9 protein-coding genes are annotated in these 15,110 nt (G+C 56.2%); 2 read left to right on the top strand and 7 right to left on the bottom strand.

Translation table 11 applies throughout. The features are described from left to right. Positions 1-17: 17 nt before the first annotated feature. From MKY96_RS03790 to MKY96_RS03765, 6 genes are all read right to left on the bottom strand, one after another. The gene (locus MKY96_RS03790; protein ID WP_340938708.1) at positions 18-3,791 is read right to left on the bottom strand and encodes an Ig-like domain-containing protein; all 3,774 of its coding nucleotides are present in this window, start codon (positions 3,789-3,791) and stop codon (positions 18-20) included. Between the two features lie 142 nt (positions 3,792-3,933). Next, entirely contained in the window at positions 3,934-5,484 is a 1,551-nt protein-coding gene (locus MKY96_RS03785; protein ID WP_340938707.1) for an ABC transporter substrate-binding protein, read from the bottom strand. A 38-nt stretch (positions 5,485-5,522) separates the two neighbouring features. Next, the gene (locus MKY96_RS03780) at positions 5,523-6,407 is read right to left on the bottom strand and encodes a carbohydrate ABC transporter permease (RefSeq protein ID WP_340938706.1); all 885 of its coding nucleotides are present in this window, start codon (positions 6,405-6,407) and stop codon (positions 5,523-5,525) included. A 15-nt stretch (positions 6,408-6,422) separates the two neighbouring features. Next, positions 6,423-7,409, bottom strand: a complete 987-nt coding sequence (locus MKY96_RS03775) for an ABC transporter permease (protein ID WP_340752126.1) — start codon at positions 7,407-7,409, stop codon at positions 6,423-6,425. Between the two features lie 248 nt (positions 7,410-7,657). Beyond that, positions 7,658-9,967, bottom strand: coding sequence for a helix-turn-helix domain-containing protein (locus MKY96_RS03770; RefSeq protein WP_340938705.1), 2,310 nt, complete (start codon positions 9,965-9,967; stop codon positions 7,658-7,660). Between the two features lie 58 nt (positions 9,968-10,025). Continuing rightward, positions 10,026-10,775: a GDSL-type esterase/lipase family protein gene (locus tag MKY96_RS03765; RefSeq protein WP_340938703.1), complete on the bottom strand. Its 750-nt coding sequence runs from the start codon at positions 10,773-10,775 to the stop codon at positions 10,026-10,028. Positions 10,776-10,910: 135 nt separating this feature from the next. On the opposite strand from MKY96_RS03765, the gene MKY96_RS03760 reads away from it, so the two are divergent. Further along, positions 10,911-11,777 carry an AraC family transcriptional regulator gene (locus MKY96_RS03760; protein ID WP_340938702.1) on the top strand — a complete coding sequence of 289 codons (867 nt, stop codon included), beginning with the start codon at positions 10,911-10,913 and terminating at the stop codon, positions 11,775-11,777. Positions 11,778-11,796: 19 nt separating this feature from the next. Here MKY96_RS03760 and MKY96_RS03755 read toward each other — a convergent pair whose 3' ends face one another. Further along, a complete protein-coding gene (locus MKY96_RS03755; protein ID WP_340938701.1) occupies positions 11,797-12,708 on the bottom strand; it encodes an AraC family transcriptional regulator in 912 nt (303 codons plus the stop codon). A 131-nt stretch (positions 12,709-12,839) separates the two neighbouring features. Here MKY96_RS03755 and MKY96_RS03750 point away from each other — a divergent pair, with 131 nt between their 5' ends. Continuing rightward, the gene (locus MKY96_RS03750; protein WP_340938699.1) at positions 12,840-14,831 is read left to right on the top strand and encodes an alpha-amylase family protein; all 1,992 of its coding nucleotides are present in this window, start codon (positions 12,840-12,842) and stop codon (positions 14,829-14,831) included. Positions 14,832-15,110: the final 279 nt, after the last annotated feature.

The following is a 15,110-nucleotide window of genomic DNA, read 5'->3' as shown; positions in this document are numbered from 1 at the left end:
GCTCTTTCCGTTAAGACTTAAGGCAGAACCGAGAAGACAATATCGTCGAACAGCAGATAGGCGAAGCCGCTGGTGTAGAAGCCGACCTTACCGGACGGGCGGTGGCCCGGATCGGTGCCGGAGAGCCTTGGTGCACCGTCTACAAATACGGCGATATCTCCGTCCTTCACCGTCATCTTAACGTCATACTCTGTATCCGGCAGGAGGTCATGCTCCGGCAGCACACTCTCGGTAAGCTTCTGCCACGCTGTATCATACAGAATCCAGCCGGAAGATCCGTCTGCCCGGGTCCGGTAGCCGATCCGGGTCGAGCCGGTGCTGTCCTGGCGGTCGAAGATGTACAGGATGCCGTTATCCGGCATCACGGACGGCGTCTTCAGCTTGAACTCCAGCTGATAATCCGTGAAGCTGCGGTCGAGCAGACCGGACGCGCCGTTCAGCAGCTTATAGCGGCGGTTGCCGTCCGGATCAGCGGCGATGCTGCGGTTAGGGTCCACCGGCCAGCCGTTGCCCCCGTGCTCGAAGTCTGTCTCATGCATAATAGTGGAGACGGTGACGGTAATATCCGCCTTAATGAGCGGATTCACCGTAGACACAGCCGAGATCAGGGTCTGCCCTTCGTATACGGCATGCACCACCCCCGCACTGTCCACCGTAGCGACCGCCGGGTTAGCCGACTGCCAGATGACGCCAGTATCCGGCGTATTCGCAGGATCGAAGGTTACCTGCAACTGCCGCTCTTCCCCTGCGGCCAGCCGCACCGCGCTCTCTGCCGGAATAATCCCGGCCAGGGTATCCGTCAGGGCCTTGAACTGAATGTCATCGAAATGCATCTGGCTGACATTGCTGACATAGAAGCCGACTTTGCCCTCTGCATTGTGTCCCGGATCATTGCCCTTCAGCCGGAACGCCCCATCCAGGTAGACGCTGATGTCGCCGCCTTTCACCAGCATTTTGACACTGTATTCCGTATTCGGCTGCAGGTCGTGACCGGGAAGCTTGACTTCCTTCAGCACCGTCCAGGCCGAATTGTACAGCAGCCAGGCGGAGCTTCCATCCGCCCGGGTCTTGTAACCGATGCGGCTGGAGCCGCTGCCGGCCTGACGGTCAAAGATATAGAGGGTCGCATTATCCCCCATCACCTCCGGCGTCTTCAGCTTGAAGCTCAGCTCGTAGTCGGAGAAGGACTTGGCACTGAGCGACGAGGCACCGTTCAGAATCTTGTACCAGCGGTTCGTGCCAATCTTCTCAATGCTGCGGTTGGCATCCTGCAGCCAGCCGTTCGCGCCGGATTCGAAATCCGTGAAATCCATCACGCCGTCGCCCGCCTCGACGTGAACGGTTACCGTGGCCGTCAGCAGCGGATTCTCCGCCGAGGCTACAGTAATAACCGTGCTGCCGACCGACTGGCCGGTAACGACACCTCCGCTATCTACAGCCGCAACCCCAGGATCGGCCGAAGCGAAGGTCAGCGCGGAATTATTCGCGTTCCACGGAAGCACCGCCGTGCGCAGCTTCACCGTTTTCCAGCGGTCCACGGTAACTTCGCTGTCATAGACGGCAACTCCCTGCACGGGATAGCTGTCCGGGCCGGTTGTCGTGCCCGCCTTGCCGTCAACGCCGATATCGTTAAACGGAATGTCAGGGAAGCCGGGAATGGCATCGAAGACATCCGCATCCGTCCGCAGCGACAGATCGCCTCCTGCCAGATTGGTGAAGCCCGGATCACCCGCAGTAACCCAGTTATTAGCATACTGGACCAGCCCGAACTTATCATAAGCCCCATACACATTGGTCGTTACACTGCGCGGAACCGACGGGTTGTAGATGACATTGCCCTGGAAGGTATTCGTATCAGGATAATAACGGTTCTCCGTGAAGAAATCCGCCAGCTCGGGATATTTGGCCAGGTAAGGGGTTCCGGTAAAATTATTGTTCGCCGCGAACAAGGCCTGCCACTTGGGCATGTAATTCAGCGGCACCTGATCATCCGGCTCATCGCCCAGGAACATATCCGCATAGTCGTACGGAATTTTGCTGTCGATAAAAATATTGTTGCGGGTCAGAATATGCGAGCCGCCGTTGTTTTTAATGGCCGAATTGCCCATCTTGTAGAAAATATTCTCGTCAATGGTCAGCCCCATTGTGAAATTGTCGGGGTATACGCCTTCTACTCCGGCTTTGCTCTCGCCGATGTTATGGAAGTAATTGCGCCGGATGACCGTCCCCCGCTCATGGGGCTGCTCGCCCGCATTCATGTAGATCGCGCCGAGGTCGGAGAAGGTGGTGCAGACGTCATAGATCTCGTTATACTCCACGGTATGGTCATTGCCGAAGATCAGCACGCCGGGATGCGGCGCATCATGCAGCTCATTGTTCGACATGCGGTTGCCCACGCCGGACAGCAGCACCCCGGGATTGTAGGCTTTGTGATAGTAGGCAAAATCGTGAATATGCGAATTCTCCACCACATTGTTGCCCGGGGCAAGCGTCGTTTTGTTGCCGCCCGTCAGTGTAACGGCGGTGCCGCCGATATGATGAATATGGCTGCTGATAATCGCATGGTCCGTACCCGGCGCCCCTTCAAAATTGTTGTAGTAGAACCGGCTCTGGGTATTGACCAATACGCCGCTGTTGGTGAAGTTGCGGATCTCGCTGTTCAGGATACGCATTTGCTTGCCGCCCATGAATACGGCTGCCGAATCACGGCCGTTCTCCAGGATAAGCTCGGAGAAGTCGATATACGAAGCATTCAGGGCGTTAATCATCGGACTCTTCAGCATCGTAACTTCAATATCCGGATTAGCCGCTGCGAATTCAGCGTTCGGCAGGAAATAGAGCTTGCCGGCCTGGCGGTCGATATAATATTCGCCGGGCATATCGATTTCCTCCAGCAGATTCTGCGCGAAGTGGAAGTCAGGATACCAGTTCTTGAAGATCCCGCTCATCTCCCCGTAGCGGAGGGTGATGCTCTTGGCGGCGGTGTCGATGGAAGCAATCTTGTTATAAGACCATTCCCAGCTGTAGCCGAAGATCCCGTCCAGCCAGATATCGTCTGCCTGTGTCCAGTACTGGGGCCGGTCATACGTGTATGTGAAGGTACCGCCGCGTGTATGCACTTCCCCGTTCGGGTCCTTCCGGGTCGGACCCGGATCAAGGATCTCATCCATCTGAACGGTGCTCTCATTGGGCCAGCGGGCCAGGGTCATGCCCTGCCCGGCCACATACAGCTCCATCGGCGGCACCTCGCTGAGATCATTGGCCAGGTAATAGCCATGACGGCTGAGCTGGCCGTAATCGGTGATGCCAAGCGCCCCAAGATCGGCTGCCAGCACTTTCGTTCTCGCCTCCGGGCTGATGATCCGGCTGAGAATGGCCGGATCTGTGACCGGAACGAATGCCGATTTGGCCAGCTGGCGGGAGCCTGACAGCGTAACCGACTCCCCCGGATAGGCCGTGTACGTGATGGGCTTATCCGCCTCGCCGGAATCCTGCTGGCGCAGCTCGAAGCTGCTGGTCCGCTCATACCTTCCTTCCCGCAGATACACGGTAACGCCGCCCTCCGGCAGCCCCTCTTCCGCCTTCAGCGTACGGATCGCATCCCGTGCCTTCTCCAGCGTCTGGAACGGGGCATTCAGCGTCCCGGCATTGGAATCGCTTCCATTATTGGCCACATAAAAAGCGGTCGCGGACAACACCTCCTCCGCATGTACAGGGGACGCAAACGGAGTAGAGGGATTGAGCGTGAACAGCAGACTGGCCGCAAGTGCCGCAAGCAAACGTTTTTTCACCAAGGCTCCTCTTCCTTTCAACGTGGGATGTAGGGGCTTGCGCCATAGCGTTGCCTTGGCGAAGCCCCTCATGAGCAGCAGGTTCCTCCGGTTCTCCTCCAGCCGTGCAGAATTACTCTCTAGGGTGCTTACCTCTTACTTCTTACTTCTTCAGACCTTTATCCTTCAGGAATTGTTCGAATTGTTTGGTGACCTCAGCCACATATTTCTCTTCGCCGGCTTCCTTCAGCTTGCCGTAGAGCGCAGGCCAGGTTTCTTCAAAATCAAGCGTACCGGTCACAAGTCCGCGTTTGTATTCTCCCCACACGGCGTTCAGGTTGGCAATCTCTGTATTCACCGGCTCGGAATTGAACTTGAAGGCACCTACAGGGTTGACCTCGGAGCTCGAGTTGATCTTCTTCGTCTCCTCCCAGACATTCTCCGGCTGTCCTTCCTTCAGATACGAGTTGAACACGCTGCCGAACACCCAGTCCATATTGGGCAGATAACGGGAATCCGCTTTGGCCTTGATGTACTCTCCGTCTGCCTTATCGTAATGCTCACCGGCAATCCCGTTACAGAGCAGATTGTACAGCTCCTTGTCGGTATTCACCAGATTCAGCAGCATCATGGCACGCTCCGGGTTAGGGGCAGTACGGCTTATCGATTGGTTCGTGGTCGCCGAATACCCGTTGGAGAACCAGTCACTGAGCGGGACAGTGATGACGTCATTGCCGCCGTTTTTGGCCTTCACCTCAGCTTCCACGCCCGGCTTCAGCGTCACGTTGAAATCAACGGCAATCCGGCCTTTCGCCAAGTAATCATTCGCTTTTTCAGTAGCGGCATCCTTGTAAATATAGCCTTCCTTATACCATTTGCTGGCCAGCCGGAAATTGTCCAGCTCTTCTTCCGGGTAACGCTGCAGGGTATAGGTAGGGTCATCTGTCTTGATATAGAAATGGTCATCCAGACCTGGAACTACCCAGTACTTGTCGTCATGCGACTGCGGATTAATGAAGGAGGTGCCGAAGATGCCAAACGGAATGATATCCGGCTCACTCTGCTTAATCTGGGCCAGGAACGGCTCGATATCTGCGATTTTTTTAATGGAAGCGGTATCAAGTTTGTACTTGTCAGCGAAGCGCTTCTGGATGATGAAGCCGTACCGCGAGCCGTTAATCTGCTGATTCGGAATGCCGTAGATCTCCCCGTCCACCGAGAGGCCATCCCACATCACCTGCGGCACATCCTTCTTCAGCTCCGGCGCATACTCCTCAAGCAGCTTATCCATCGGCTGAATCGCTCCCTTGCGCACCAGCTCCTCCGGCTTCAGCATGTAACCGGTCCAGAGAATATCGAACTTCTCGCCCGCCGCAAGCACGGTGTTCATCTTCTGCACGTAATCCCCGATGGCAACAGGCATCAGCTTGACGGTGGCGTTGATCTTCGCCTTCGTAAGCTTATTTACTTCCTCCTGCACTTTATCCTGATCGGCCTGAAGCTGGGACAGCGGATAGTACCAGGTTAGTTCTACCGGCTTCAGTTCGCCATCCTTACCGGATTCCGGAGCCGTACTTTGCGTTGCTTCCGCTCCGCTTCCTTCCGTGCCTTTAGCGGCATTGCCATTGCCGCCGTTATTGTTGCCCCCGCAGCCTGACAGCACGGATGCAGCCAGCATTACAGATGCCAATACGCCAACCAGCCCTTTTTTCATGTGAGTGACCTCCTGTACTTTGTACATGTAATTGTATGTTAACCCTTTAGGGAGCCAACCGTAAGCCCTTTGACGAAAAACCGCTGAAAAAACGGGAAGATGACCAGCATGGGTCCGCCGGCCAGTACGGCAATCGCCATCCGCGCCGAGCTGTTCGGAAAACTCGACAGGTCAATGCCAAGCTGCCCGGTGAATTCCGAATTCGTCGTCAGAAACTCAATACTGTTCAGCGTCCGCACCAGCAGGAGCTGCAGCGGCACCTTGTTCGGATCATCGATGTACAGCATCGCATTGAACCATTCGTTCCAGTAGGTGAAGGAGATCAGCAGACCCAGCGTAGCCAGGGCAGGCGTCGACAGCGGCAGAATAATCCGGAAGAAAATGCGGAACTCCCGCGCCCCGTCGATTTTGGCCGACTCAATGATTTCCAGCGGAATCTTGGACATGAAGCCCTTCATGACCATAATATTGAACGGTGACAGCAGAATCGGCAGAATCAGCGCCAGCAGGCTATCCTTCAGATGCAGGTATTGCGTAATGAGAATGTAGGAGGGAACGAGTCCCCCGCTGAACAGCATGGTGAAAAATACATAGAACGTCGTCGCCCGGTTATACCGGTAATCCTGCCTTGAAATCACGTAGGCGGTCATCGCGGTCAGCAGCAGTCCGGCCAGCGCGCCGATGATGGTTATCGTGAACGTCACGCCGTAAGCCCGGAGCAGAATATCAGGAGCGTCCAGCAGATAGCGGTAGGCATCCAGACTGAAGGACTCCGGGATGAACTGGTACCCGTTCTCAGTCAATGACTTCTCATCCGTCAGCGAGACCACGATGACCAGCAGGAATGGCAGGATCACCACCAGCGACAGCACCGTAAACAGCAGATTAATGAACAGCTTCGAGAATTCAAATTTTTTGCCCACGCTTAGGGCACCTCCTTACCACAGGGAATTATCGGGATCGACCTTGCGCACAATTCCGTTGGCCGTCAGCACCAGCACCAGACCTACAACCGACTGGTAAAAGCCTGTAGCCGCAGACATGCTCACATTGCCGACCTCACGCAGCGCACGGTACACATAAGTATCAATGATATCCGTAGAGCCATAGAGAAAACCGGAGTTATTCGGGATGAAATAATGCAGGCCGAAATCCCCGCGGAACATATTGCCGATCGACAGAATCAGCATAATAATGATGATTGGGGCCATCAACGGAATCGTGATTTTGAAGGCCATCTGCCGTTTGGTCGCCCCGTCGATCCGCGCCGCCTCGTAATATTCACTGTTAATGCCAATAATACCGGCAAAATAAATCAGCGTGTTGAACCCCACCACTTTCCACAATTGAACCAGAATCAGAATGACCGGCCAGGGTCCGGGGTTCTGATACCAGCTCACCGGATTCAGCCCGAAGGATTCCAGCGTGCGGTTGATGAAGCCGTCCGAGTGGTTCAAGAAAGCGTATGCCACATACCCCACCAGCACCCATGACAGGAAATGCGGCAGAAACAGGGCCGTCTGATAGAACTTGCTCCACTTAGCCTTGATCTCATTCATCAGAATAGCCAGCAGCAGCGCCGCCGAGGTGCCTATCAGAATATAGGCGGTGTTATACAGGACCGTATTCCGGGTAATCCGCCACGCCGTGTCCGTAGTGAACAAATAACGGAAGTTGTCCAGCCCGACCCATTTGCTGCCGAAGATGCCGAGATCATACCGGTAATTCTTGAAGGCGATAATCAGGCCAATCATCGGAATATACGCGAAAATCAATTTGTACAGCAGTCCCGGCAGCGAGAGCAGGAACAGCTCCCGGTTGCTTTTGAAATGGGCCAGCTCCCTGCGGAGCCAGGATTGTCTGCGCGTGGCCGGCAGCGCTCCTGAACTTGCCTGCTGTTCCGCCAGCGGAACCTTATTCAACATAACCAAAGCCCCTTCCTTTCCTTGCTTAGCTGCAGCTGTGTGCCTGTGTCCCAGGCTTTGCACGACTAACATAGCGCAGAACCAGGCCGCTGCGTTACTGTACAATTGCAAGAATGCTGTAAAGCCGGGCTGTATTGTTGCCAGATTCCTGTCTAGGGGGAGGCAGACTCCTGCACGCACAGCAAAAAGCCCGCCAGATGAACAGTACTCATGTAGCGGACCCTGCCTTACGTATGGGGAAAGTGGAATCATCTGCTGCGGTCAATGGCTGATTTCAGGCGGTACTCCTTCGGCGTGGTGCCATAGCAGCGCTTGAACAGGCGGTAAAAATAACTCTCGTTCCCGAACCCGACCTTCTCCATAATCTCTGTTACGGTGAAGTCCTCTTGCTCCAGGTACTTCTTGGCACTGGCCAGCCGGGCAGCGTTAATCTGATCGACCACCGTCTTGCCTTCCTGCGCCTTGAACACCTGGCCCAGATAGACGGAGCTCATCTTGAGCATATCAGCGATCCGCTGCACATTCAGATCAGGATCGGCGTAATGCTTATCAATAATCTCCTTCACTGTGTCCGCCAGCAGCCGGTTCTTGTCCTCTCGCCCGCTCCGGCGCTGCTCCGCGACTTCCCGCACCACCTCCAGCAGGACCGTCTCCATCTCATCCAGCGTCTCCTTCTCCAGGATCCGGCGGTTGATCGCCTGCAGGTTAAGCGAGACCGGATTGACATTCCGGCTATTCATCTCGGCAAGCGTCTGGCTCAGGGTCACGGCCAGATGAAGCACCGCTGAATACATATTCTCGTAGCTGAAGCCGCCAAGCAGTGCTCTCCACTTGCGGATTGTCTGCTCGGTCTCTGCCAGATCCCCGCCCTTCAGTCCCTCCGTCAGCTGCCGCTCCAGCTCCTGCGGAATGCGCAGCGCTTCATTCTCTTCATTCGCCCGTAGCATCTCAGGCTCAAGCACAGCTCCTTTGCCGTAGATCATCCGGTAATTGGCATGGCGCTGCGCCAGATTATAATGCTCCGTGATGCTGCGGTAATCCGTGAAGACCTCGCTTAGCGTGACTGTAAAAGTAATATGATAATAGTTACCGATCGTCTGCTGAAGCTCCCTGAACCGTTCCTCCAGCTTCGCCAGTTCCCCGTCGTCACTCCCGGCAATAAAGACCAGATGGCCGCTCTTCATATCTGCAGCTTCACAAGAGCCCTGGAGGCGCAATAATTCCTGTCCGATGTTGGAGATGGCGAAGTACAGCAGCGATTCCATCGGCAGTCCCGGCTCTGCCGCCAGCCCCTGCAGGTTGTCGATCTGTACCAGCGCCAGCCGGAGCGGGGACGGATAAGCAATATCGATGCCGTGCTGCTCTCTGAGCTGCAGGAAGGACTGCTCATCCAGGCTGTGGCTTGAAGCGATCAGGCTGCGGAGCTGATAGAGCTTGGCAATATTGGACTGCGAGGCCCGCTCCAGCTCCAGCCCCTTCAGCTTGCTGATCATCTCCGTAAGGTTGGCTGCAATCAGCGACAGCTCATCCTTGGCCTGCGGCGCGCCCCGCACATCCCCGGGAACCAGCGTCAGCAGCTGGCCGACCGGCTTATACAGCCGCACCGCGAAGAACACGGACAACAGCACAGCCAGCAGAACAACAGACAGCGTGACCGCGATCTCCGTCCATTTCATCTGCCGTACGCTGCCCAGCACCACATCGTAATCCTGCATGCTGATAATCTGCCAGTTGTTCAGGGCTTTACTCAGATAAGTCACCTTATACTTCCTGCCGTCATGTGTATAGTTGAAGGAATCCAGCGGCCTCCCTGAAGCGCTGATCTGCGGCAGCAGCTCTCCCTTCAGGTTAAGCCCTTCAGGAACCTGTCCGCCGGTTGCAATCAGCACCTCACCATCGGTATCGGTCACGAATAACACATCATTCTGCCGCTCCGCCACTTGGTTAAGCGCTTTCATATTATCAAGCATCCATCCCGGCTTTACCGTGAGGATCAGCACATTGTCATTGATTGAACCCAGGGTATCCCCGTCATAGAGGAAGAAGGCAAAGACATCAATGCCCCCACCCTTGCCGTCCAGGTCGAGCGGAATGAGCTGGAGCTTCGGCAGATCTGCCCGGGAATCCATATAGTTCTGCAAGGAGCTGTACAGAAGACTATTGTTAATCTCATGATTCAGCGACGAGAAGAACCGGTGCTGGGCCCCATTATAAAAAACAGCCGCATGCAGATACGGGGAGGCTGCGACCGTATGATTCAGCCGCTCAATCTTGAGGATGCTCTGCCTGTAATCCGCGCCGGACTTCAGCGCCAGCAGCTCCTCGTCATTGTACAGGGAGACCGCCAGATCTTTTACAATCCCGTTCATGTTCTCAATGTTGTAATTGATCTGGGTCAGCAGCTTGCGGTCCGCTTCGTTCTGGAGGCTGAGCACCTTGCTGCGGGCACCCGAGTTCACAGACAGCGAAGCCGCAGCCAGTATAGCGACAACAAGCATGAAGCTGAGTAAGATCCGCTGTAAATATTTGCGCGAGCGGATGGTCTGAAGTACATTCATAGGTGATCTCTCCCGGCTCTTAGGGTGACCTTACTATAATCCCGTGCTATTTTGCTTGTCAATCAGGGTTTGGGGTAGAGGGCTGCTCCAGGAGTCCGTCCGGTTCTGCGCCGAATAACTCCCGCAGCAGTACCCCCGCCATGATCCTGTGGCCGGACAAATCCGGGTGAATACCGTCGCCGTAACGGTACGAGGCATCAAGTGACCGCTCATGGCAGATATGCTCCAGCAGCGGTGTGCGCATATCAATAACGCCGTCTGCGGCACAGCCGCCGGATAACAGCCAGTCCGCATAACGCTTCAATACACGGTCATAATCCCTGTAAGGTGCCAGATAGCTGAAATCCTCCGCCTCTGCAGGCTGCAGCGGACCCTCCATCGAGACGGCGTCGAACGGCGGCGGTGTCAGCAGCACGAACGCGGCTCCCGCTTCACGGATAAGTGCGCTCAGCTTCAGCATCCCCGCCTGATAGGCAGCGAAGCGCTTATCCGAAAAGGGATGATAGATTCCGTCATTCATACCATAACAGGCCACGACCACATCGGGACCGGCCGCCGCAAGCTCGCCTGCCAGCCGGTCATGGACACAAGGCCGGGGAAAGGGATGCGCGGCTTCGCTAAGTCCTGAGACGGTCTCGCTGGGAACCCCGCACGGAAGCAGTTCCACCGCCAGTCCCGGACGGTGCCTGCTTAAGCCTTCCCGGGCCAGTCCGATATACCGGCCGTCTGCCGTAATGCTGTCCCCGAGGAACAGTATCCGGAGATTTCCGTTATTTGATTTATCCTTATTATTCAGTAAATGAAGCATACTTTTCCCTCCTGACCGCTTGCGCAGACCTCACCGGCTGGCCGGAGCCAGGCCTGACAGACCCGCAATCTAATGGTAGCGCCGCCCGCGCCTTTACGCCTTGACGATCCCGACCTTCTTTAGCATAATATGGCCATGACTACCAAAATACTAGCGCGGGATATCGGCCTTGAGCCGGGTTTTACCTTTAGAATCCAGAAATGCCCGCTGACCCATGATTACTACGTCCACAGCCATGACTTCTCTGAGCTTGTCGTTATTCTGTCAGGACACGCTATACACATCATTGAAGGGAGAGAGGTGCCGGTTAAGGCCGGACAGGTTTTTCTAATTCACAGCAACGTTTCCCATGGCTACAAGAATGTGGACGGAATTGAATACGTGAACGTGATGTTCCAGCCGGAGCAGCTGCTTCAGCAGTCCGAGCTGAGGCTCCTGCCCGGCTTCCAAGCCTTATTCTATATTGAGCCGTTCTACCGGAAGGAGATGTATTTCAAGGGGATGCTCTCGCTGGAAACCGGGCAGCTCCGTGAAGCTACCCGGCTGCTGGATCAGATTCTCGAGGAGCATGACCGGCAGCCCGAGGGCTACCGGCTGATGATCCGTACCTATTTCACCGCTCTGGTAGGCATGCTCTCCCGCTATTATCAGAACAGCAGCAGTCATGAGGATAACAAAGCGCTGCGGATCGGGGAGACCGTCACCTATATCGAAGAGCACTTCCTGCAGCCGATCACGCTGCAATCCATGGCAGACCGGGCCTATATGTCCACCCGCCAGTTCCTGCGGGTATTCACCCGCAACTACCAGACCACCCCTATGGATTATGTCATCCGTAAGCGGCTGGATTATTCCTGCACCCTGCTGCGCAGCCCGGGCCTGAGCATCTCGCAGGTGGCGATGGACAGCGGCTTCCATGACCAGAATTATTACTCCCGCCAGTTCCGCAAGGTATTTAACTGCAGTCCCAGCCAATACCGCGAGCGGATGCTGGACTCCTGAGCACTGTCCGGGCGGGTGCTCAGCCCTCCCCCGGACCGGGCGCGGCAGCAGCCTCATCCCGCTGGCGCAGCCGCTGCCGGTAGGCTCCGGGGGTTACTCCGAACCTGGCACTGAACAGCCGGGTCATATAATTGGGGTCCTGAATGCCTACCCGTTCGGCAATTTCCGAGATGCCAAGCACCGTACCGCCCAGCAGCTTCTTCGCTTCCTCCAGACGCAGATGCAGCACATACTGCAGCGGCGTGGTGCCGATATGCTGCTTCATGCATCTGGTAATGTAATCCGCCTGGAAATGCAGCTCCTCCGCAAGCCGGGCCAGATGAAACGGCTCCCGCCAATGTTCCGCCAGATAGGCCGCGGCAGCCCGGGCCAGCCGGACCGCCGGCTCCGGCGGCTGAGCCGTATGCTCACATTCCGCCTGAAGCGCTGCCAGCAGACCAGCCAGCAGCAGATGAAGCCTCATGGCATTCTCTGCGCTGAGCCGGTTATGAAGCTCGTTCATCTCCTGCAGGATCGGCTCCAGCCCCTCCAGATCAACGGCTGCGAACTTCGGCAGATACAGGCGCTGCTGCACCGAAGGCTCCTCATCCTCTACCGTTCCCTTTGCCAGCAATGAAGACCAGGGGATATCCCCGCGCCGGATATACGCCGGTTCAGGTGCATGAATGAAATGCACCCAGTAGATCTCCGTATCCTCCTCACAGGCACGGTATCCGTCATGCGGCAATCCGGCCTCCAGCACCAGCACCATCCCCGTCCCCACCGCATATTCCTTGCCTGCTTCCATCATATAGAGCGTACCCCGCTTGACCAGCAGCAGATCATATACACCGAAGGTGCGGGCGAAATGCCGGTCCCCCGGTGACCAGACGGCATGTCCCACTGTGACAAACTGCGGCAGCGGCGGAATGGGAAACTCCAGGCACAGCATAATACCCCCTCCTGTCTTAAGTCGGTTTTGTGCTATTCAAAGTCTATATTATCACTGGCTGCTCCGGCAATAAAGAGGTACAGTGACTGGGAATCTTCTTTTCATTCCATTCCATAAGGGGCTGTATATCCATGCGTTTTCGTCAGGTTCATCTTGATTTCCATACCTCAGAAGCCATTCCCGGCATTGGCCGGGACTTCTCCAGAGCCCAGTTCCAGTCCATGCTGCGTACAGGTCATGTTGACTCGGTCACCGTATTCTCCAAATGCCATCACGGCTGGGCCTATCACCCGAGTGAAGCCAATGAGATGCACCCCGAGCTCACCTTCGACTTGCTGGGTGAAATGATTGAGGCTGCCCATGAGATCGGAGTCCGTACACCGGTGTATTTATCGGCCGGCCTGGACGAGAAGCTGGCTCGCCGCCACCCGGAGTGGCTGATCCGCGACGCCGAGGACCGGACCCGGTGGGTGAAGGATTTCATGACACCGGGTTACCACGAGTTCTGTATGAACACGCCTTATCTGGACATCCTGCTGGCCCAGATTCATGAGGCGGCTTCCCGCTACGATGCTGACGGCATCTTCCTGGACATCGTTGGTTGCCGTAAATGCCGCTGCCAATATTGCGTCACCGCTCTGCGGGCCGCGGGCCAGGACCCCCGGGATGAAGCTGCCGTCATCGCCCTCGGTGAGCAGACTTACCTGAATTATGCCCGCCGTGTGCGGGAGACTCTGGATGCCGTGAAGCCCGGACTTCCTGTCTATCACAACAACGGCCATCAGCAGCGGGGACGCCGCGATCTGGTACAGGTCAACAGCCATCTGGAGCTGGAGTCGCTGCCTACCGGAGGCTGGGGTTATGATCATTTCCCGCTGTCCGCACGCTACGCTCAGACACTAGGCATGGAATTCCTCGGCATGACCGGCAAATTCCATACCTCCTGGGGCGAATTCGGCGGCTATAAGCATCCGAACGCGTTGCGGTTCGAGACTGCGCTTAGCCTGGCCCACGGCGCCAGATGCTCTATCGGTGACCAGCTCCATCCCTCCGGCCTGATGGATGAGGCAACTTACGCCCTGATCGGCGCTGCCTACAGCGAGGTCGAGGCGAAGGAGGAATGGTGCAGCGGAGTTACGTCCGTTGCAGATATTGCCGTCCTGTCCCTGGAGGCAGCACGCGAAGCCTGCCCCGGCGGACAGGCACGCAGGGGGGAGCGGAATCTGGCTGACGCCGGAGCGGTGCGGATGCTAACCGAAGGGCATTACCTGTATGATATCGTAGATACATTCAGCGATTTCACCGCCTACAAAGTGCTGGTGCTGCCCGATGAGGTGCACGTATGGCCGGAGCTTGCCGACGCGATCAGGGCCTTTACCGCCGGAGGCGGCAAGGTGCTGGCCACCGGACGCTCCGGCTTGAATCCGGCAGGTGATGCGTTTGCGATGGACCTCGGAATCAGCTGGCTGGGAGCCAACCCTTACCGTCCCGCTTACTTTAAGCCGTATTTCACGCCCGGCGCGCTGCTGCCCGCCTCCTATGTAATGTACGGCGAAGGCCAGCTAATCGAATTGCTGGAAGGACAAGGAGAGGCGCTAGGACATCTGGAGAATCCTTATTTCAACCGCGATGTCTTCACCTTCTGCTCCCACCAGCATACACCGGGCGCCATGGAGAACAACGGTCCGGGGATGGTGGAGAGCAGCAGCGGCATCTATATTGCCTGGGATGTATTCAGCGAGTATGCGGATGCCGGCCCTCTCATCCTGAAGGAGATGGTGCTGCATGCACTGTCGCGGCTGCTCCCTCAGCCGTCACTGCGTACGAATCTGCCGGCCCGCGGCATAACGACCCTGCAGTATCAGCAGGCAGAACAGCGCTATGTGCACCATCTGCTCTACGCCGCTCCTACGCTCAAAGGCCGGATCGAAGTCATCGAGGATATTGTGCCGCTGCGGGGCATTTCTGTCAGCCTGCGCCTCCCCTCCTCTGATCCCGTGCACCGTGTCTATCTCGCCCCGTCAATGACAGAGCTGCCGTTCACGTTCAGCAGCGGGGGCGAGATTAACTATACGATTCCTTACCTGGAGAATCACCAGATGGCGGTAATCGAGCTGGTATAGCCGGAAGAACGGCGGTTACTCCGCCCTGCCATTCATGCCAGACAGGCTTACAAGTTGCCCGGACGCAGCTTTGTAGGCCTGTTTCGCCTTCCTGGTCCAGGCAGTCAAAATAACATAAGAAAACTAAAAAAAATGAAAGACTCTCCAATTTCCGTTCCAGACTCCTCTTCTGCCGGGACAATCGCTCAAAATATCGCAAAACATGATGCGGAAAAACAGTTCCGTTTCTATTTTATAATGAATGCGTAGCGCTACAAATTTAAGTAAGCGGTTTCATTT

The organism is Paenibacillus sp. FSL R7-0302, assembly GCF_038006885.1.
Classification (GTDB): domain Bacteria; phylum Bacillota; class Bacilli; order Paenibacillales; family Paenibacillaceae; genus Paenibacillus_AQ.
This window is presented reverse-complemented; position numbering and strand designations above follow the sequence as displayed.

Excerpts from the sequence above, each read along its gene's own strand:
- MKY96_RS03770 (WP_340938705.1), bottom strand. The coding sequence starts at position 9,967 with ATGAATGTACTTCAGACCATCCGCTCGCGCAAATATTTACAGCGGATC.
- MKY96_RS03785 (WP_340938707.1), bottom strand. The coding sequence starts at position 5,484 with ATGAAAAAAGGGCTGGTTGGCGTATTGGCATCTGTAATGCTGGCTGCA.
- MKY96_RS03765 (WP_340938703.1), bottom strand. The coding sequence starts at position 10,775 with ATGCTTCATTTACTGAATAATAAGGATAAATCAAATAACGGAAATCTC.
- MKY96_RS03750 (WP_340938699.1), top strand. The coding sequence starts at position 12,840 with ATGCGTTTTCGTCAGGTTCATCTTGATTTCCATACCTCAGAAGCCATT.
- MKY96_RS03760 (WP_340938702.1), top strand. The coding sequence starts at position 10,911 with ATGACTACCAAAATACTAGCGCGGGATATCGGCCTTGAGCCGGGTTTT.
- MKY96_RS03755 (WP_340938701.1), bottom strand. The coding sequence starts at position 12,708 with ATGCTGTGCCTGGAGTTTCCCATTCCGCCGCTGCCGCAGTTTGTCACA.
- MKY96_RS03775 (WP_340752126.1), bottom strand. The coding sequence starts at position 7,409 with ATGTTGAATAAGGTTCCGCTGGCGGAACAGCAGGCAAGTTCAGGAGCG.